Annotated in this window: 19 protein-coding genes; 3 read left to right on the top strand and 16 right to left on the bottom strand. The window is 68.5% G+C overall.

Annotated features, from left to right (window positions below; genetic code table 11):
* Positions 1-87: 87 nt before the first annotated feature.
* The 10 genes from BEMPMBAN_RS03570 to BEMPMBAN_RS03525 all read right to left on the bottom strand — a co-directional run bounded on the left by BEMPMBAN_RS03570 (position 88) and on the right by BEMPMBAN_RS03525 (position 11,453).
* The gene (locus BEMPMBAN_RS03570) at positions 88-804 is read right to left on the bottom strand and encodes an ABC transporter substrate-binding protein (protein ID WP_159229139.1); all 717 of its coding nucleotides are present in this window, start codon (positions 802-804) and stop codon (positions 88-90) included.
* A 3-nt stretch (positions 805-807) separates the two neighbouring features.
* On the bottom strand, positions 808-1,785 hold the full coding sequence (whiA, locus tag BEMPMBAN_RS03565; RefSeq protein ID WP_159229138.1) for a DNA-binding protein WhiA: 978 nt from the start codon (positions 1,783-1,785) through the stop codon (positions 808-810).
* Positions 1,782-2,816, bottom strand: a complete 1,035-nt coding sequence (locus tag BEMPMBAN_RS03560; protein ID WP_159229016.1) for a gluconeogenesis factor YvcK family protein — start codon at positions 2,814-2,816, stop codon at positions 1,782-1,784. The genes whiA and BEMPMBAN_RS03560 overlap by 4 nt, the downstream gene beginning before the upstream one ends.
* Positions 2,817-2,841: 25 nt before the next feature.
* Positions 2,842-3,765: an RNase adapter RapZ gene (rapZ, locus tag BEMPMBAN_RS03555; RefSeq protein WP_200845859.1), complete on the bottom strand. Its 924-nt coding sequence runs from the start codon at positions 3,763-3,765 to the stop codon at positions 2,842-2,844.
* On the bottom strand, positions 3,762-5,798 hold the full coding sequence (gene uvrC / locus BEMPMBAN_RS03550; protein ID WP_159229015.1) for an excinuclease ABC subunit UvrC: 2,037 nt from the start codon (positions 5,796-5,798) through the stop codon (positions 3,762-3,764). The genes rapZ and uvrC overlap by 4 nt, the downstream gene beginning before the upstream one ends.
* Positions 5,799-5,969: 171 nt before the next feature.
* Positions 5,970-6,443, bottom strand: coding sequence for a PH domain-containing protein (locus BEMPMBAN_RS03545; protein WP_159229013.1), 474 nt, complete (start codon positions 6,441-6,443; stop codon positions 5,970-5,972).
* Positions 6,440-6,916: a 6,7-dimethyl-8-ribityllumazine synthase gene (gene ribH / locus BEMPMBAN_RS03540; protein WP_159229012.1), complete on the bottom strand. Its 477-nt coding sequence runs from the start codon at positions 6,914-6,916 to the stop codon at positions 6,440-6,442. The genes BEMPMBAN_RS03545 and ribH overlap by 4 nt, the downstream gene beginning before the upstream one ends.
* Before the next feature lie 22 nt (positions 6,917-6,938).
* Positions 6,939-8,210, bottom strand: a complete 1,272-nt coding sequence (locus BEMPMBAN_RS03535; protein ID WP_159229011.1) for a bifunctional 3,4-dihydroxy-2-butanone-4-phosphate synthase/GTP cyclohydrolase II — start codon at positions 8,208-8,210, stop codon at positions 6,939-6,941.
* A 122-nt stretch (positions 8,211-8,332) separates the two neighbouring features.
* Positions 8,333-10,705, bottom strand: a complete 2,373-nt coding sequence (locus tag BEMPMBAN_RS03530; RefSeq protein ID WP_159229010.1) for an Ig-like domain-containing protein — start codon at positions 10,703-10,705, stop codon at positions 8,333-8,335.
* A 136-nt stretch (positions 10,706-10,841) separates the two neighbouring features.
* Entirely contained in the window at positions 10,842-11,453 is a 612-nt protein-coding gene (locus tag BEMPMBAN_RS03525; RefSeq protein ID WP_159229009.1) for a riboflavin synthase, read from the bottom strand.
* 134 nt (positions 11,454-11,587) lie between these two features.
* Here BEMPMBAN_RS03525 and BEMPMBAN_RS03520 point away from each other — a divergent pair, with 134 nt between their 5' ends.
* Together BEMPMBAN_RS03520 and BEMPMBAN_RS03515 are read left to right on the top strand one after the other, a co-directional pair.
* Positions 11,588-12,292, top strand: a complete 705-nt coding sequence (locus BEMPMBAN_RS03520; RefSeq protein WP_159229008.1) for an LppX_LprAFG lipoprotein — start codon at positions 11,588-11,590, stop codon at positions 12,290-12,292.
* Positions 12,292-13,890: an MFS transporter gene (locus BEMPMBAN_RS03515; protein WP_159229007.1), complete on the top strand. Its 1,599-nt coding sequence runs from the start codon at positions 12,292-12,294 to the stop codon at positions 13,888-13,890. The genes BEMPMBAN_RS03520 and BEMPMBAN_RS03515 overlap by 1 nt, the downstream gene beginning before the upstream one ends.
* Here the strand turns inward: BEMPMBAN_RS03515 and BEMPMBAN_RS03510 are convergent.
* Positions 13,857-14,009: a hypothetical protein gene (locus BEMPMBAN_RS03510; RefSeq protein ID WP_200845858.1), complete on the bottom strand. Its 153-nt coding sequence runs from the start codon at positions 14,007-14,009 to the stop codon at positions 13,857-13,859. The genes BEMPMBAN_RS03515 and BEMPMBAN_RS03510 overlap by 34 nt on opposite strands.
* A 170-nt stretch (positions 14,010-14,179) precedes the next feature.
* Here BEMPMBAN_RS03510 and BEMPMBAN_RS03505 point away from each other — a divergent pair, with 170 nt between their 5' ends.
* Positions 14,180-14,749 carry a type 1 glutamine amidotransferase domain-containing protein gene (locus BEMPMBAN_RS03505; RefSeq protein ID WP_200845857.1) on the top strand — a complete coding sequence of 190 codons (570 nt, stop codon included), beginning with the start codon at positions 14,180-14,182 and terminating at the stop codon, positions 14,747-14,749.
* A 5-nt stretch (positions 14,750-14,754) separates the two neighbouring features.
* Here the strand turns inward: BEMPMBAN_RS03505 and ribD are convergent, their stop codons facing one another.
* From ribD to BEMPMBAN_RS03480, 5 genes are read right to left on the bottom strand one after another with little or no spacing between them, the layout of a single operon-like run.
* Entirely contained in the window at positions 14,755-15,756 is a 1,002-nt protein-coding gene (ribD, locus tag BEMPMBAN_RS03500) for a bifunctional diaminohydroxyphosphoribosylaminopyrimidine deaminase/5-amino-6-(5-phosphoribosylamino)uracil reductase RibD (RefSeq protein ID WP_159229006.1), read from the bottom strand.
* Positions 15,753-16,442 carry a ribulose-phosphate 3-epimerase gene (gene rpe, locus BEMPMBAN_RS03495; protein WP_200845856.1) on the bottom strand — a complete coding sequence of 230 codons (690 nt, stop codon included), beginning with the start codon at positions 16,440-16,442 and terminating at the stop codon, positions 15,753-15,755. Before rpe ends, ribD begins: the two co-directional genes overlap by 4 nt.
* 5 nt (positions 16,443-16,447) lie before the next feature.
* Entirely contained in the window at positions 16,448-17,833 is a 1,386-nt protein-coding gene (locus BEMPMBAN_RS03490) for an RsmB/NOP family class I SAM-dependent RNA methyltransferase (protein ID WP_159229005.1), read from the bottom strand.
* A complete protein-coding gene (gene fmt, locus BEMPMBAN_RS03485) occupies positions 17,830-18,762 on the bottom strand; it encodes a methionyl-tRNA formyltransferase (protein ID WP_159229004.1) in 933 nt (310 codons plus the stop codon). The genes BEMPMBAN_RS03490 and fmt overlap by 4 nt, the downstream gene beginning before the upstream one ends.
* Before the next feature lie 29 nt (positions 18,763-18,791).
* The gene (locus tag BEMPMBAN_RS03480) at positions 18,792-19,328 is read right to left on the bottom strand and encodes a LemA family protein (protein WP_159229003.1); all 537 of its coding nucleotides are present in this window, start codon (positions 19,326-19,328) and stop codon (positions 18,792-18,794) included.
* Between the last annotated feature and the right edge of the window lie 49 nt (positions 19,329-19,377).

Below are 19,377 nucleotides of genomic sequence, written 5' to 3'. Positions count from 1 at the left end.
TCACTGAGTCTTCGGCAGTCTTCGGCACCGCTCGGCATTCAGCCTAGTCGGTGACCTTCCCTCTGTGCGCGGGCTGCCCCCGACGTCTCAGAGCGAACCCAGGATCTGGTCGACATAGGGGTTTCCCAACCATTTGCGCCGGATCCGCTGCAGGGTGCCGTCCTCTTCGAGTTCGGCCTGGGCGACCCGCAGTCTGCCCGCCAGCGCCTGATCGGCGGGCGCCACCGCGATGGCGATGTCCTCCACCGAGAGCCCCCGCTGCACGACCTCGACCCCAGGCAGCGGCTTGACCAGCTCGCTCAGCACCGGAGCGAGCTTGAGCACCGCATCACAGTCACCGGCGCCCAGGCCACGCACCGCCGCCTCGACGTCGCCGACGTCATAGACCCGCACCTGCGCGGCCCTGCCCTCGGCGACGAGACGTTGGGCCACCGGCTCGCCGGCCTCGCCGCGTTGCACGCCGACCGTCAGGCCCTCGAGGTCGTCGATCGAGTGCACCTGCGGCAGCCGGCCGGTGTCGACGGCCAGCGCCTGACCGGATATCAGATACGGCGGAAGGAACACCACCCTGGCTTCGCGGGCGGGTGTCACGGTGATGCCGGCGGCGACGCAGTCGTAGTCGCCGGCTTCCAGGCGCGTGAAGATGCCGTCGAGATCCGCACCGTCGTAGGCGATGAACTCCACGGACTCACCGAGCGCGTCGGCGAGCTCCGTCATCAGCTCAATGTCGAGTCCGGCGCCTCCCGCCATCGCGTTGAACGGCGGGTCCGGATAGGCCAGACCCACTCGCAAACCGGCGCGCACCACTCAGGCGTCTTCCAACAGGTCCGGGGTCACAGCTGACTCGGTGTCGGGGATTCCGTCCTGCTTGGCCTTTCGGTCGGCCATCGACAACAGCCGTCGAATCCGGCCTGCCACAGCGTCTTTGGTCATCGGCGGCTCGGCGAGGCGACCGAGTTCCTCCAGCGACGCCTGCCGGTGCGCCACGCGCAGGCTGCCCGCGGCGGCAAGATGGTCGGGCACCGTATCGCCCAGGATCTCCAGCGCCCGTTCCACCCGCGCCGCCGCGGCCACCGCGGCCCGCGCCGACCGCCGCAGGTTGGCGTCGTCGAAGTTCGCCAGCCTGTTCGCCGTCGCCCGCACCTCGCGACGCATCCGGCGCTCTTCCCAGGTGAGCCGGGTGTCCTGGGCTCCCATCCGGGTGAGCAGCGCACCGATGGCCTCGCCGTCGCGGACCACGACGCGGTCGCTGCCGCGCACCTCGCGGGCCTTCGCGCCAACCCCCAGCCGCCGGGCCGCTCCGACAAGTGCCAGCGCGGCCTCCGGACCGGGGCAGCTGACCTCCAGCGCCGAGGACCGTCCTGGCTCGGTCAGCGACCCGTGCGCCAAAAATGCGCCCCGCCAAGCGGCTTCGGCGTCGGCGACGCTTCCGCCGACGACCTGGGCGGGCAACCCACGCACCGGCCGGCCGCGCAGGTCGAGCAGACCGGTTTGTCTGGCCAGCGCTTCCCCGTCCTTCGCGACCCGGACCACATACCGGGTGCTCTTGCGGATACCGCTCGCGGACAGCACGTGCACCACGGCGTTGTAGCCGTACAGGTCGTAGATGTCCTTGCGCAGCCTGCGGGCGATGATCCCCAGGTCGACCTCGGCCTCGACGACGACCCGCCCGGACACGATGTGCAGCCCGCCGGCGAACCGCAGCAGTGAGGCCACCTCGGCGCGACGTGCACTCACCGAATTGACCACCAACCGGCTGAGCTCATCCTTGACCTCGGCTGTCATCGCCACGGGTCGTCACCTCTCGGTCCGTTCACTGTCGGTGCGGGCACAGTCGGCTGCTGGGTCGCCTGGGCTGTGTCGGTTGGTGCCATGCCGCGCCTGCGTACCCCCTCCAGCGCCGCGGCCAACCTCGCCGGGTCATGTAAAGGTGTACCAGGTCTGGAAACGGCAGCAAACTCAACGTGGGCATCGAGGATGGTGGCGGTGCGGCGCAACTGGTCCCTCTCGCGGTCGCTGGGCACGCTGGCCGAATCGACGATGATGTCGTGCACGGTGAAGTCCGGCGCGTGCTGGGCCAGCACGTGGATGTGACGCTCGACCGAGAAGCCCGCCGTCTCCCCCGGTTCGGCCACCAGGTTGAGCACCAGAGCGCGACGGGCGGCCGTCGCCCTCAGCGCCGCCGCCAACTGCGGCACCAGGACGTGCGGGATCACGCTGGTGAACCAGGAACCCGGCCCGAGCACCACCAGGTCGGCGTGCATGATCGCATCGACCGCCTGCCTGGTCGCCGGCGGATCGCCGGGCAGCAGCCGGACCCGGCGGACCTTGCCCACGGTGGTGGCGATCGCGACCTGACCACGGATCGTGCGGCCGATCCGGGGGTCGGACTCCAGACCCACCACGTCGGCCTCGATCTCGAGGCCCACCGGGCACATCGGCAGCACCCGCCCCTTGACGCCGAGCACCCGGCCCAGTTCGTCGAGTGCCGCCACCGGATCGGCGAGCACCTCGTGCAGTCCGGCCAGGATCAGGTTGCCGATCGGGTGGCCGGCCAGGGCGCCGCTGCCGCCGAACCGGTGCTGGATGATCGTCGCCCACAAGGTGCCCTGCGGACTGTCGGAAGCCAACGCCGCCAACGCCATTCGCAGATCGCCCGGCGGCACCACACCTAGTTCGTTCCGCAGCCGGCCAGATGAACCGCCATCGTCGGCAACGGTGACCACAGCGGTGACGTGCGGGCTGATCCGGCGTGCCGCCGACAGCGTGGCGTAGAGCCCGTGTCCACCGCCCAGAGCGACGATGCGGGGACTCACCTGTCCTCCTCGCGTGCGGGGAAACTCATTCGCGCCCCAGATCCCGGTGCAACACCCGCACCGTCAGCGCCGCGCCGTGCTCCAGCCGGGCCGCCAACGCCTCGGCCATCGCCACGCTGCGATGCTTACCGCCGGTGCAGCCGATGGCGACGGTCATGTAGCGCTTCCCCTCCCGCCGGTATCCGTCGATCACGACGTCCAACAGCTGATGGTAGGAGTCGAGGAACTCCACGGCGCCGGGTTGGCCAAGTACGTAGTCGCGGACGTCTGGATGCTGACCGGAGTGCGGGCGCAAATTGTCGACCCAGTGCGGGTTGGGCAGGAACCGGACGTCCATCACGGTGTCTGCGTCCATGGGCAGGCCGTACTTGTAGCCGAAGGACTCCACGGTGACGTTGGTGTGGTCGACGGTCTCGCCGCCGAAGGCCCGCTCGATGCTCTCCCGCAGCGCGGGAACCGACAGGGCCGAGGTGTCGATCACCAGATCGGCGGCCGCGCGCACCGGGGCCAGCATCGCCCGTTCCGCGGCGATGCCCTCTGCGAGGGTCTGGTTTCCCTGCAGCGGATGACTGCGGCGGTTCTGCTCGTAGCGGCGCACCAGGATGTCGTCGGAGGAATCCAGGAACAGCACCCGCGGGGTGATGTTGCGCGTGGCCAGATCGGAGCGCACCCAGTCGAGATCGCCGGTGAAGCCCCGCGATCGAACATCCATCACCACGGCGAGCTGGGTGATGCGTGATCCCGCGGCCAGCCCCAACTCGACCATCCGCGCGATCAGTTCGGGCGGCAGATTGTCGGCGACGTACCAGCCCAGGTCTTCGAGCACCTTTGCCGCGGTGCCCCGACCGGCGCCCGAGAGCCCCGTGACGAGCACCACGTCGATACCCGGCTCGATATCCTCCGGGTTGCCTTCGCCATGGAGTTCCTCGTGCATTCCCTGCTCTGTCATCCCGATGCTCTGCTGTCCTGATCATTGCCGATATCCGCGGCGGGCGCCTCCGAAACGGTTTCCGGGTCGGCCACGCCCAGCGCCTCGAGCACCGCCCGCGCCGTGGTGGCGCCGATGCCGGGGACCGCGGTGATCTCCTCGACGCTGGCTTGTTTCAACCTGGCGAGCGAGCCGAAGTGGGTGACGAGCGCCTTTCGGCGGTGCTGACCCAGGCCGCGCACCGAATCCAGCGCCGAGGCGGTCATCCGCTTGGACCGCTTGCTGCGATGGTAGGTGATCGCGAACCGGTGGGCTTCGTCACGCACCCGCTGCAACAGATACAGCCCGTCACTGTTGCGGGAGAAGATGACGGGCTCCGGCGGTGTTCCGTCGTAGGACGGCACCCACACCTCCTCCAGTCGCTTCGCCAACCCGATCACCGCGACGTCGGTGATGCCCAACTCTTCGAGAACCGCCGCCGCCGCGTTCACCTGGGGCGCTCCGCCGTCCACCACGAACAGATTGGGTGGGTAGGCGAACCTGTGCGGACGAGCGCTCGCGCGAGGACCGTCTTCCTGCTGATCGTCGACCCGCTCCTGGGCATCGCGCAGGTGGCGGTGAAACCGCCGCCGGGTCACCTCCGCGATCGAGGCCACATCGTCGGACCGGCCGTCACCTGCGGCGTCGCGGATCGCGTAATGCCGGTAGTCGGATTTGCGGGGCAGCCCGTCCTCGAACACCACCAGCGACGCGACCACGTCGGTGCCCTGCACATGGCTGATGTCGACACACTCGATCCGCAGCGGTGCATCCTCCAGACCGAGGGTCTCCTGAATACTCTGCAGCGCAGCACTTCTGGCGGTGAAGTCGCCGGCACGCTTGAGTTTGTGCTGAGCCAGCGCGTCCTGCGCGTTGCGCCGGACCGTCTCGGCCAGGGCCCGCTTGTCCCCGCGCTGCGGCACCCGCAACGACACCCGCGACCCCCGCAGCCGGCACAGCCAGGTCTCCAGTTCCTCGGAGTTACCCGGCAGCACCGGGACCAGGACCTGGCGCGGCACCGGATTGGTCGCCTCATCCATTCCGGCGGCGCCCGCAGCAGTCAGCTCGGCCTGGTCTCCGTAGAACTGTGTGACGAACTGTTCGACCAGATACTCGGGAGTGGATTCGCCCGGTTCCCCGGACTTTTCGATGATCCACCCGCGTTGCCCGCGGACGCGCCCACCCCGCACGTGGAATACCTGAACGGCCGCCTCCAACGCATCGTCAGCGAAGGCGACGACGTCGGCATCGGTGCCGTCCCCCAACACCACCGCCTGCTTCTCGAGCGCCCGCCGCAACGCGGAGATGTCGTCGCGCAGCCTGGCGGCCCGCTCGAAGTCCAGATCCGCGGCCGCAGCGCTCATCTGCTGTTCCATCTCACGGACGAGCCGGTCGGTCTTGCCCGCGAGGAAGTCGCAGAAGTCCAGGACGATCCGCCGGTGCTCCTGCGCACTGACGCGGCCGATGCACGGCGCAGAACACTTGTCGATGTAGCCGAGAAGACATGGGCGATCAATCTGCGTGTGCCGCTTGAACACTCCCGCCGAGCAGGTTCGGGCGGGAAACACCCGGGTCAGCAGGTCGAGGGTTTCGCGGATCGCCCAGGCATGCGAGTACGGGCCGAAGTAGCGCACGCCCTTGCGGCGCGGACCGCGATAGACCATCAGCCGGGGATACTCCTCGTTGAGAGTCACCGCCAGCACCGGATAGGACTTGTCGTCGCGGTAGCGGATGTTGAATCGCGGGTCGAACTCCTTGATCCAGTTGTACTCGAGTTGCAGCGCCTCCACTTCGGTGTTGACGACCGTCCACTCGACCGCTGCCGCGGTGCTGACCATCTGCCGGGTCCGCGGCGCCAGGCCGCCGATGTCGGCGAAATAGGAGTTGAGCCGGCTGCGCAGGCTCTTGGCCTTGCCCACGTAGATGACCCGGCCGTGCGGATCCCGGAACCGGTAGACGCCGGGTTGGACGGGAATCGATCCAGGAGCGGGTCGGTACGTCGCTGGATCGGGCACGCAACCCAGGTTACTGCGGTGTACCGACGCGGCTGGTCGACTACCGCCGAATGATGCGGTTCTGGTCCACGAGACAGGTGGACCTCGGCGATCAGTCCAGCGGCTTGTCCGCCATCGTCCGCGTCGCGTCGGGCTGGGTCGGTGGCGCCGACCCACGCCGAGAAGGGGTGGTCATGGGTGGTGCGAGTTGATGTCGGGTCGGTAGCGCTGCAATGCGGTACGCACCCGGTCCATCGATTCGACGGCTCTGCCCTTGTCGACAGCCTGAATGGCCATCACCGCCATGTACTCGTCGTCGGGAAGATCGAGGCGGGCCCAGCGCGCACCAGGGTGAAATGACAACCCTCTGACCTCACTCCAGGGAAACAGCTTGTAGCCGAACAGGTTCCGTACCGCGACGCCGGACGGCCCGATCCGCAGCCGCGGCCGCGCGAACAGACACACGAAGGCCGCGATGACCGCCCCCACCATCGCGATGGCGACCTGGTCGGCAGTGCGGAAGATCACCCCGGTCGACGACGCTGTGAGTAGCACGCCGACCACGACATGGGCGGCGAGGATGACCAGCGCCGCGCCGTAGGCGAAGATCGGTGTCAGGTACGGCTTGACCTGGACATCCCAGATGTCTCCGCCATCAGCGCTCATGAGCTCAGCCGGCGCAGCGTCAGCGCCGTCGACAGTGCGGCGGCTGCGGCCTGGGCGCCCTTGTCCTCGGCTGACGTCGGCAGCCCGGCGCGGTCGAGAGCCTGGTGTTCGGTGTTGGTGGTGAGCACTCCGTTGGCGACGGGGGTGGACGCGTCCAGCGACACCCGTGTCAGCCCGGTCGTGACGGCGTCGCAGACATAGTCGAAATGTGGTGTCTCCCCGCGGATCACCACGCCCAGTGCCACCACGGCGTCGTGCGTCGCGGCCAACGCCTGTGCCACCACCGGGATCTCGATGGCTCCGAGCACCCGCACGATCGTCGGGTCGGCGATCCCCGCGTCTGTCGCCGTCCTTCTCGCACCCTCGAGAAGCGCGTCGCAGATCGTCTCGTGCCACGTGCTCGCCACGATGCCCAACGTGATGTCAGAGGCGTCCAGCTCGGGCAGGTCGGGGACGCCGGCTGCAGGGCTCATTGCGCCGCTCCGCCCGAGGCCGTCATACCGCGCCGCCGAACTCGCCGGGAAGTGCCTCGTCGAAGTCTTCGAGACCGACCAGGTCATGGCCCATCCGGTCGCGCTTGGTCATCAGATATCGGATGTTCTCGGCGTTGGCCCGCACCGGCAGCGGCACCCGCTCGATGATGTGTAGCCCGTACCCGTCCAGCCCGACCCGCTTGGCGGGGTTGTTGGTCAGCAGGCGCATCGACCGCACGCCGAGGTCGACGAGGATCTGTGCGCCGATCCCGTAATCGCGGGCGTCGGCCGGCAGACCCAGCTTGAGATTGGCGTCGACGGTGTCGTCACCGGCGTCCTGGAGCTGATAGGCCTGCAGCTTGTGCATCAGGCCGATCCCCCGCCCCTCGTGGCCGCGCATGTACAGCACCACGCCGCGGCCTTCGCGGGCCACCATCGCCAGCGCGGCGTCGAGCTGTGGCCCGCAGTCGCATCGGCGGGAGCCGAACACATCGCCGGTCAGGCACTCGGAGTGCACCCGCACCAGCACGTCGTGGCCGTCACCGTGTGGGCCGGCGATGTCGCCCCGGACCAGCGCGACGTGCTCGACCTCGTCGTAGATGCTGGTGTAGCCGACAGCTCGGAACTCCCCGTGGCGGGTCGGGATGCGGGCCTCGGCGACTCGCTCGATGTGCTTTTCGTGCTTGCGCCGCCACTCGATCAGGTCGGCGATCGAGATCAGGGCCAGGTCGTGCTCGTCGGCGAAGATGCGCAGCTCATCGGTCTGCGCCATGTCACCTTCGTCCTTCTGGCTGACGATCTCGCAGATCGCTCCTGCGGGCTGCAGACCGGCCAACCGGGCCAGGTCCACGGCGGCCTCGGTGTGGCCGGGACGACGCAGCACGCCGCCGTCCTTGGCGCGCAGCGGCACCACGTGGCCCGGCTTGGTGAAGTCGTCGGCGACGCTGGTCGGATCGGCCAGCAGCCGCATGGTGGTGGCCCGGTCCGAAGCCGAGATGCCGGTTCCCACACCGAGTTTCGCGTCCACGGTGACGGTGTAGGCGGTGCCGTGCTTGTCCTGGTTGACCGCGTACATCGGCAGCAGGCCGAGCCGGTCACAGACGTCACCGTGGAGCGGCACGCACAGGTACCCGGACGTGTAGCGCACCATGAAGGCCACGAGTTCGGGAGTGGCCTTCTCGGCGGCGAAGATCAGGTCGCCCTCGTTCTCCCGGTCCTCGTCGTCGATGACGACGACGGCCTTACCTGCGGCGATATCTGCCACCGCACGCTCGACCGAATCGAGCCTCGTCATCTCCACCACCCTTGCCGGTCCCGGTGCGGAACCCTGTCGTCAGTGCCTCTCAGTATGAACCACGAGTGGAGATCGGTTATTGCCTGGCGGTTCGATGAGAATGTGCAGGCGACAACCGACCCTCAGACCGGGTAGGACAGCGTGAACGTCGTCGACAGCCCCTTCGAGTCGGTGACCGTGATGTGAATCGTGTCGGAGGGGCCATTGGAGGGCAGCTGCGGCGGAATGACGCTGCCGTCACTGCCGCCGTTCGACTTGTAGGTCACGGTCCGACTGCTGGTCCTGGCACCGCTCAACGGGTCGGTGATGTCGACCGGTGTGGAGAACGACACTGTCCCGTTCGACGCGCTGCCACTCCAGGTGACGGTGTCGCCGTCTGCGTCCCTGACGATCACCGGCGTCCAGGTCTCCGTTTTCCCGGGTAGCGGGTTGCCGAGGCCTTTGGATTCCACCGTGGGCGCGCGGTTCGGGGTGACTGTGACGTTGGCCACCGGCAGCGACGCGCCGTACGCGTTGGTCCCGACGATCGAGAAGCTCGCCGGAGAGGTGCCGCTGTAGGCATAGGTGCCGTCTGCGTTGACGGTGACGCCTGCGGGGGCGCCGTCGCCCAAGCTGTAGGTGAGCAGACCGGACATCGCGGACGGGATCGCCAGCGCACCCGTCACTCCTCCGCTGACAGCCGTGTTGTCGTAGTCGATCGCGAGCTCGTGGGTGATTAGGCCGATGAGAGTGGATGCTTGTCCGCCGCGGCCGTCGGTGACGTAGATCCTGAAGCTGTCGTCGATGATCCCCAGGAGTGGATCGCCACCGTCCAGCGACGGGATGTAGGTCCACCTCCCATCGGCATCAACGACGACCATGCTGCCGCTGCCGAGAATCGCCGACGGGCCTCCTCCGTACCCCGTGACGCTGTATTGCAGCGTGTCGCCGTCGGGATCGGTGCCGAGCACGGAACCGGTGGCGACTCCGCTGATGAGATCCGGGATCGTCGTCCCGACCGGGACGACCAGGGGTGGGCTGTTGGGGGGCACGAGGTGAACGGTGACCGTGCTGATCGCGAAGCCACCGTTGGCATCGGTTGCGGTGATCGTGATCAGGTCACCGATGCCGAGAATGTCGAGCGCCGCAGCCTGGATGGCTTCATCCGACGGCGTGTAGGTGAAGGTGCCATTGCCGTCCTCGTCGTAGCTGACCTGGACGGTTGTCCCCAGTAGCGACGACACGGCGAACCCGGTGAACGTCAGCGGCGTGCCGTCCGGATCGGTGGCTGCGAAGGTGCCCTGCATCTGCTGGGTCTCGGGGTCGGTGCTGACGATGGTCGCCTGCTGGGTGAAGACCGGAAAGCTGTTGATCACAGCGCCGGATGTGACGTCGATCGTCATCGACACCGCGTGCATGCCGAGCGGATGGTTCCGCCAGCCACCGCGGTCGTCGATCGTGATGGTGAACGAGTCGTTGATCTCGCCGAGGGTCAGCGGATTGTTCGCCGTGTAGATGTACTGGAAGCCACCCAGCAACGGGCTGCCGATGATCTCCACGTTGCCGTTCGCCGGCCCGTTCTCCAGGGTGATGTTGACCGGGTCGCCGTCCTCGTCGTTGCCGATCAGCGTGCCGGTCACCACACCGAGAGCCCGAATCGTGTTCGTCACTTGGGCGGTGGGGGCGTGATGGTTGGTCCCGAGCTCCTCGAACCGTGTCCAGGCGGCAACGGTGACGAGCAGCAGCGGGATCGTCAGGAGCGGAGCCGTCGGGATGGAGACCACCGTCGCGGCCGCCGCGGCGACGAACACCACCGCGGCCACCTCGGTCTTGGTGACGCCCGCGATCTCCGGATACTCGGGCAGGAAGTCCCACGGCGACTTCTCGTTTTCGTCTGCCGGCGCATCCGCAGTGGTGACCATCAGCGTGCTCGGCGCTTCCGCCGCAGGCTCATCTATCTCAGCCGTCTGCGCTTCCGGCTCGACGTCGACGGACGTCGGCGCCGATTGCTCGTCGCCGACCGGGTCGGGGTCATTGCTTCTCAGAGCGGCCGGCTGTGCGGCATTCTCCGGCTCCGGCGTAGGCCCGGGATCGGTGTCGTCGTCGACCTCATCGGTGTCGGGATCTTCGTCCACCTCATCGGTGTCGGGTCCTTCGTCGACCTCATCGGTGTCGGGATCTTCATCGGCCTCATCGGTGTCGGGGTCCTCGTCGACCTCATCGGTGTCGGGATCTTCATCGGCCTCATCGGTGTCGGGGTCCTCGTCGACGCCACCGGTGTCGGGGCCCTCGTCGACGCCACCGGCGTCGTCGCCTTCAGTGCCCGGATCGGCCTTCCGGCCCGCATCGGGCTTCGCGCCGGAATCGGCGCCGGACGACGCGGACGCACCTTCGGTGGCCTCGGCGGACGCGACCGCGAGCCCGGGCGAGGCGACCACCAGCCCCAGAAACGCAACTACCGCTAAGCGCTTAGCCTGGTTGGTTTGCTTAGCTGAGACCTTCCGATGCTTGGCCACAACAATCTCCTCGCCTGGTCACCCCTACCGATGGTGGAGATTACGTCACCGTCAATTGTTGAGCCAGAGGTTTCGGCATGTTGCTGCAATCGGCGTGTCGCGGATGTAGCAAAGTTTCGTTCGAACAAAGCGGCGGTTACCCGCTTCCCGGGCCGTCCCTGTCGGCCAGCAACCGCTCGACATACTTCGCGATGACGTCGACCTCGAGGTTGACCGGGGCGCCGACATCCGCGCGACCCAGCGTCGTCAGGTCGAGCGTGGTCGGGATCAGCGACACCTCGAACCAGCTGTCTCCAAGCCCGGACACCGTCAGCGACACGCCGTCCACGGTGATCGACCCCTTGTGCACGACGTAGCGGGACAGCTCGGCGGGCAACGCGATCCGCACCACGGTCCAGTGCTCCGACGGCGAACGCGACAGGACGTGACCTGCCCCATCGACGTGACCTTGCACGATGTGCCCGCCCAGCCTGCTGCTGATGGCCGCGGCCCGCTCCAGATTCACCCGGGAGCCGACATCGATGCCGCGCAGGCTCGACCGGTTCAGCGTCTCATCCATCACGTCGGCCGAGAACGAACCGTCGGCCAGAACGTCGACGACGGTGAGGCACACGCCGTTGACCGCGATCGAGTCCCCGTGCCCGGCGTCTGATGTCACGATCGGACCACGGATGACCAGCCGCGCGGAGTCGCCGAGATTCTCCCTGCCGACGACTTCACCCAACTCTTCGACGATTCCGGTGAACACGTTGCCAGCCTAGAGCCTCCTCCGGCGAACGCTCCATCAAGATGTGCCGAAAGTGCAGCTCGGAAGCCATGATTGCACTCACACCCCAGGGCCGGGGAGCACGTCCATGCGCCGGCACCCACTACGATGCTGGCATGCAGACCCGCCTTCTGGCGATACTCGCCGCGCTCGTGGCCGTCATCGCCCTCGTTGCCGGGTGCTCCGGCTCATCGTCGGAGGATTCCGCCGCCGAACTGCCCGACCCCGTGACCCTGCTGCAGGAGTCCAGCGAGACGACCAAGGGCCAGACCAGCGCCCACCTCGAGCTCTCGGTGCAGGGCCAGATCGCCGAACTGCCGGTCGAATCCCTGGTGGGTGATCTCACGCAGACGCCGGCGGTCGCCGCCAAGGGCACCGCCGACATCATCTTCCTGGGCCAGCGCCTCGAGGGTGTCCAGTTCGTGGTGTCCGACGGTGACCTGTATGCCGCGATCACCTCGGGGGGCAGCCTGTCGAATTTCGGACCCGCGTCCGACATCTACGACGTCGCGGCGATCCTCAGCCCCGACGCGGGGTTGGCCAATGTGCTGGCCAACTTCTCTGAGGCCAGGGCCGACGGCCGCGAGACCATCGAGGGCGTCGAGACGGTGCGCATCACGGGCAACGTCACCGCCGATGCCGTGAACAAGATCGCTCCGCAGATCGCGGCGACGGGCCCGGTACCCGGTACGGCCTGGATCGCCGAGGACGGCGACCATGAGTTGATGCAGGCGAGGCTGGAACCGAGCCCGGGTAACAGCGTCACGATGACGCTGTCGAAGTGGGGCGAGCCGGTCACCGTCGACAAACCAGCGGTGTGATGCACGCTTCGCCCCCGGGGACCGGGCCGGCCGTGAAGTCGGGCCAGACCAGCCGTCGCATCGCGATCAGCGCGGGCAGCCTCGCGGTGGTGCTCGGTGCCCTCGACACCTATGTCGTCGTCACGATCATGACCGACATCATGCGCGACGTCGGCATCGGCGTGAATCAGATCCAGCGGGTCACCCCGATCATCACCGGCTACCTGCTCGGTTACATCGCCGCGATGCCGCTGTTGGGCCGGGCGTCGGACCGCTTCGGCCGCAAGACGCTGATCCAGGTCAGCCTCGTCGGTTTTGCTCTCGGATCGGTGATCACCGCACTGTCCACCGATCTGACGATCCTGGTTCTGGGCCGCATCGTCCAGGGCACCGCCAGCGGCGCGCTTCTGCCCGTGACCCTGGCGTTGGCGGCCGACTTGTGGGCGGCGCGCAACCGCGCGGCCGTTCTCGGTGGCGTCGGTGCCGCCCAGGAACTGGGTAGCGTGCTCGGCCCGATCTACGGCATCACCCTGGTGTGGCTGTTCGGCCATTGGCAGTCCGTTTTCTGGGTCAACGTGCCGTTGGCCGCCATCGCGATGGTGATGATCCACTTCAGCCTGCCCGGCCGCCAGAAGACCGAGGACCCGCAGAAGGTCGACGTGGTCGGGGGCCTCCTGCTGGCCGTCGCCCTGGGCCTGGCGGTGATCGGGCTGTACAACCCGGCACCCGACGGCAGGAATGTGCTACCCGAGTGGGGCCCGCCGTTGCTGATCGCCGCGGCGGTGGCGACCGTCGCGTTCTTCGTCTGGGAGAAGTTCGCCCGCACCCGCCTGCTGGAGCCCGCCGGGGTGCACTTCCGGCCGTTCCTGGCCGCGCTCGGCGCGTCGTTGACGGCCGGTGCGGCGCTGATGGTCACGCTGGTCAACGTCGAACTGTTCGGTCAGGGAGTCCTCGGACAGGACCAGAACGAGGCCGCATTCCTGCTGCTGCGGTTCCTGGTCGCGCTGCCCGTCGGCGCCCTGCTCGGTGGCTGGCTGGCCACTCGGGTCGGCGACCGGATCATCGCGTTCTGCGGGCTGCTGATCGCCGCCGGGGGCTACCTGCTGATCTCGAAGTGGCCGGTTGATCTGCTCACGGCGCGTCATGACCTGGGATTCGTCACGCTGCCCACGCTCGACACCGACCTGGCGATCGCCGGCTTCGGGCTGGGCCTGGTGATCGGCCCGCTGACCTCGGCGACGCTGCGGGTGGTGCCCGCCGCCCAGCACGGCATCGCTTCGGCGGCGGTGGTGGTCGCCCGGATGATCGGCATGCTGATCGGCATCGCGGCGCTGAGCGCCTGGGGCCTGTACCGGTTCAACCAGCACCTGGCCAGCCTGCCCGCCAGCACCGGCGGAAACACCCTCGCCGAACGGCTGAGCGCCGAGGCCGCCCGCGTGCGCGAGGCTTACGTGCTGCAATACGCCGAGATCTTCTCGATCACCGCGATCGTCTGTGTGGTGGGCGCAGTGCTGGGGCTACTGATCAGCGCCCGCAACGAGCACGCCGAGGAGTCCGACCCCGAACCCGAGGTCACGGGCGACCCTCAGCAGCGCTCCAGCCCGCGACCCATCAGCTGAGGCTCGTCGGCCGGCCCGGACTCCCCTGACGTCAGATGCCGCCAGGCGTCGCTCAGCACTGCCTTGATGTCACGGGGGGCGACCGGGCTGAGGTTCAGCCAGTCCTGCAGTGCAGTCATGGTCGTTGTCCTTTGTTCGTGCTCACCTTGCGCAACTCATCGGTGAAAGCGCGATATTCCCGCCCCGCCTCGACGGGGTTGTCACCAGTTTACGAGTGGATCGCCGCGATTGACCGTCCACCGCCCCGGGTATCGCATGTGAAACCGAACACTGACGAGCAAGGATGAACATGACACAACCATCAGGGAAACGATTGGATAACAAGCGGATTGCGTTCCTGGTCGCCACCGAGGGCGTCGAGCAGGTGGAGTTGACCGACCCGTGGAAGGCCGTCGAGCAGGCCGGAGGCCGACCCGTGCTGATCTCCACCGAAGCGGGAAAGATCCAGGCATTCAACCATCTGACAGCTGCGGACACCTTCGAAGCGGACAAGGCCGCGCAGGACGCAGCCGTCGGCGACTACGCCGGACTGGTGCTGCCCGGCGGGGTGGCCAACCCGGACAACCTGCGTATGGACACCGCGTCGATGAATCTGATCAAGGGTTTCCTCGGGGCCGGCAAACCGATCGCGGTCATCTGCCATGGCCCGTGGACCCTGATCGAGGCCGACGCGGTCCGCGACAGGTCGATCACCTCGTGGCCCAGCCTGCAGACCGACCTGCGCAACGCCGGCGCCCACTGGGTGGACGAGCAGGTGGTCACTTGCACCAACGGCCCCAGCACGCTGGTGTCGAGCCGCAATCCCGACGATCTGCCGGCTTTCTGCGACGCCCTGGTGGACGTCTTCGCCGCCTCGTAGCGGCGCTAGGCAGGGGTCAGGCTGAGCAGCACGTCGGGCCCCAGGGGTTGCATCCCGTCGAAGCGCCACCGCTGGGCGTGCGCGATGCTGAGCACCCCGACATCGTCGACGGCGGCGATGGGCCCGCCCAGTAGGATCGGCGCCACATAGGCGAGGATGCGATCGATCACACCGGCACGCAGAAAGGCACCCGCCAACGTGGGGCCACCTTCGAGCAGGACGTCGGTGCGGTCCGACAACGCCTTGAGAACCTCGTGCGGGTCCCGGGTGCGGATCACCATCGTCCGAGTGTCGTCGTTGAGAACCTGTGCATCCGGCGAGATCTCGCGCATACCGACCACTACACGCAGCGGCTGGTCGTCGGCGAGGCGGCCGTCGGGAAGCCGGGCGGTCAGCTTGGGGTCGTCGACGAACACGGTGCCGGTGCCGACCAGGATGGCGTCGGCAGCGGCCCGCCGGCGGTGCACGTCGGCACGGGCGGCCTCACTGGTGATCCACTGGCTGGTCCCGTCGGCGGCGGCGCTTCGGCCGTCGACACTGGTGGCGAATTTCCATGTCACATGCGGCAATCCGGTACGTTGCTTGTGCAGCCATTCCCGCAGCGGGCCGCCCGCGACGGCCTCGGACAGCACTCCGGCGGTGACATCAATACCGGCCTCGGCCAGCCGGCCCGCGCCACCCGCCGCGACCGGGTTCGGGTCGGGCAAAGCGTATACCACTGACGAAACCTGGGCCTCGACAAGGGATTCCACACAGGGCGGGGTGCGCCCGTAGTGGTTGCACGGCTCCAGCGTGACCACCGCGGTGCCGCCGACAGCACGCCGGCCGGCCCGGCGCAGGGCCAGCACCTCGGCGTGGGGACCACCGACCGGTGAGGTGGCCCCGACACCGGCCACTTCTCCTTCGCGGTCCAGGATGACCGCGCCCACAGGCGGATTCGGGTAGGTGCGCCCCTTGACGCGGTCAGCCTGTTCGATGGCCGCCCGCATCGCGGCGTCGAGGTTCATAGCGTCAGATGTTTGGACGCGGCCGCCGCCCGCCGACGCAGGGCCGCCACCGCGGCAGCGGGGTCCTCGGCGCTGTAAACCGCCGAGCCCGCGACGAAGCAGTCGACTCCCGCCTCGGCCGCCTCCTCGATGGTGTCATCGTTGATGCCACCGTCGATCTCGACGATCACGGTCAGCTCACCGGCGTCGACGAGGCGGCGCAGTGTTCCGACCTTGGGCAGCACCTCGGAGATGAACTTCTGTCCGCCGAAACCTGGTTCCACCGACATGATCAGCGCGGTGTCGAAGTCCCGCAGTATCTCCAGATACGGCTCGACCGGGGTGCCCGGTTTGATCGCCAACCCGGCCTTGGCACCGGCTGCACGGATATCTCGGGCGACGCCCACGGGGTCGTCGGTGGCCTCGGCGTGAAAGGTCACGTTGTAGGCGCCGGCCTCCGCATAGGGCGGCGCCCACCGCTCGGGGCTGTCGATCATCAGGTGGCAGTCCATCGGAATGTCGGTGACCTTCAACAGCGACTCCACCACTGGAAGACCCAGCGTCAGGTTCGGCACGAAATGGTTGTCCATGACATCCACGTGCAGCCAGTCCGCGCCGTGCACCGCGGCGGTCTCCTCGGCCAGCCTGGCGAAGTCGGCGGCGAGAATCGACGGGGCGATCAGCGGGGCTGACGGCACGGCAGACATGGGTGTCAGCCTACTTGCAGCGCAGCCGTGAACATCGCGTCGGTGCCGTGCCGGTGGGGCCAGAGCTGAACGTAGGGGCCGGCCCCCAGCTGTTCAGCCGGGTCGAACAGCGGTCGGGCGTCGAGCGCGCGCACCGGGTGTCGGCGCAGGGCATCGGCGACCACCCCCACCGTTTCGGCCAGGTGCGGCGAACACGTCGCATAGAGCACCACCCCGCCGGGCCGGGTCAGTCGGATCGCCGATCCCAGCAGTTCCCGCTGCAGCCGGCCCAACGCGGGGACATCGCCGGGTTTCCGGCGCCAGCGGGCTTCGGGACGCCGCCGCAACGCGCCCAGCCCGGTGCAGGGCGCATCGACGAGCACCCGGTCGAAACCCGGCTCGAAGCCAGGGTCGCGGCCGTCGACGCGGATCACGTCGACGGGTAGACCTCGGGTGTTCTCCTCGACGAGATCGGCGCGCCGGGGCGCCGGTTCCACCGCGGTGACCCGGACACCCTCGACACCGGCCGCCTGCCCCATCGCGGCCAGCAACGCCGTCTTGCCGCCCGGTCCCGCGCACAGGTCCAGCCAGCGGCCACCGTCGGCACCGTCCAGCGGTGCCAGCGTCAGCGCCCGAGCCACCAATTGACTGCCCTCGTCCTGCACCAGCGCCACCCCGTCGCGCACCGCGGCGAGCAACCCCGGGTCCCCACCGGCGAGATACACCGCGTAGGGCGAATACCGACCGACCGTGCCGTGCACCTGCGCTGCCAGCTCTGCTGCGGTCAGCGCCGTCGGCCTGGCCGCGAGATGCACCTCGGGACGCGCGTCGTCGCTGGCCAGCAGGTCGGCCAGCTCTCCCGCGTCCGCGCCGAGAGCGTCCGCGAACGCCTGTGCGATCCAGCGCGGGTGGGCGTGGACGAACGCCAGATGGCCCACCGGATCGGTCGACATCGACGGAGCCAGCTCGTCAACCCAGCTGCGCTCGTCTCTGCGGGCGATCGTCCGCAACACCCCGTTGACGAAACCTGCTCGCGCGGTGTCGAATTCGATGCCGGCCTGCTCGACGGTCGTCGACACCGCGGCGTGCTGTTCGACTCGGGTGCGCAGCAACTGGTAGGTGCCCAACCGGAGCAGATCGAGCAGCACCGGATCGATCCTGTCGATGGGCCGGCCCGCCGCGTCGGCGATCACCGCATCCAACAGACCCCTGGTGCGGCAGGTGCCGTAGGTCAGCTCGGTCGCGAACGCCGCGTCCCGGCCGTGGAGGCCGCGTTCCCGCAGCATGGCCGGCAGCGCCAGGTTGGCGTAGGCGTCCTGCTCGGCGACGGCGCGCAGCACGTCGAACGCGGCCCGACGGGCTGGGTCGAGCTCTTGGCGCCGGGCGGGGCGGCGCTTGGCCGGCCGGGTCATCGAGCGCGTTCGCTCTCGTCGAGGCGGGCACCGCGGGCCCAGTCCGCGGCGATCATCGGCTTCTTGCCGGGTGGCTGGATCCGTTCCAGCCGCACCGATGTCGACCCGGTGCCCACCCACACGCCGTCGCGCGTTACCCGAATCTCCCCCGGCTGCAACCCTTCCGGCGCCTCGGCCGAAACGGAAACCCGCCCCACCTTGACCCGCAGATCACCGATCATGGTCCAGGCGCCCGGCTGGGGAGTGACCGCGCGGATCCGGCGCTCGATCACGTGGGCCGGCAACTCCCAGCGGATCCGCGCCTCGTCCACGGTGATCTTGGGTGCGGCGGTGACGCCGTCCGAGGGCTGCGGCACGGCGGTGAGGATGCCGTCGGTGATGCCGTCCAGAGTCGACTCCAGCAGGGCCGCACCCGAGACCGACAACCGATCCAATAGGTCACCGGCAGTGTCGGTGGGCCGGATCGTCTCGGTGACCACCCCGTACACCGGCCCGGAGTCCAGACTGCGTTCGATCTGGAACGTCGTGGCGCCGGTCACCGAGTCTCCGGCGGCGATGGCCGCCTGCACCGGAGCGGCGCCGCGCCATGCAGGCAGCAGCGAGAAATGCAGGTTGATCCAGCCATGGGGGGGCACCGCGAGCAGGTCGTCACCGAGCAGCGCGCCGTAGGCGACGACCGCGCAGCAGTCCGGCGCCAACTCGGCCAGTTCGGCGACGAACTCCACGCTGTTGGGGCGCGCGGGCCGCAGCACCGCGATGCCGGTGTCCAGCGCGAGTTGCGCGACCGGCGACGGCGCCGGGCGTCCGCGCCGTCCGGCGGCGGCATCCGGGCGGGTCAGCACGGCGACCACCTCGTGCCGGGTCGAGTCGATGAGCCGACGTAGGGACGGTAGAGCCGGCTCGGGGGTGCCGGCGAAGACAACACGCACCGAGCCAGTGTAGGGACGACGTCGCCGCGCTATCGAGGCGTCTGGTAGTACTCCCGCTCGGCGACCCCGGTCAGTGGGGCGACGAACATCCACGGGATGGTGCTCAGTGAGCGGTTCAACGTGGCGACCGCATCGTTGTAGTACTGCCGGGCGAAGGCCAGCTTGTTCTCGGTGTCCGCGAGGTTCTGCTGCAGATCGAGGAAGTTCTGCGACGAGTTGAGTTGCGGATAGCTCTGTCCCAGCGCCAGCAGCGGCACCAGGGCGGTGTCGAGCTCCTTCTCTGCGGCGCTGCGCTGCGCGACGGATCCGCCCGTGGTCGCCGCAGCCACCGCTGCGCGGGCGTTGGTCACATGCTCCAACAGGCCCTTCTCGTGGGCCGCGAACGTCTGCACCGTGTGCACCAGGCCGGGGATCAGCGAGGCCCGTCGGGTGAGCTCGACGTCGATACCGGACAGCGCCTCGGCGACCCGGACGTCCGCGCCACGAATCTTGTTGTAGCCGAGCACAAATCCGATGAGGACGAGCACCGCCACGATCAGCGCCACGACCAACAGGAACGTCACCACNATCCACCGCCTCCGCCGCCACCACCGCCGCCCCCGCCGCCGCTGGAGC

The sequence above is a fragment of the Mycolicibacterium austroafricanum genome, assembly GCF_902705885.1.
Lineage (GTDB): Bacteria > Actinomycetota > Actinomycetes > Mycobacteriales > Mycobacteriaceae > Mycobacterium > Mycobacterium vanbaalenii_A.
Note: the sequence above shows the minus strand (reverse complement) of the source record. Positions and strands in the feature narration are given on the sequence as shown.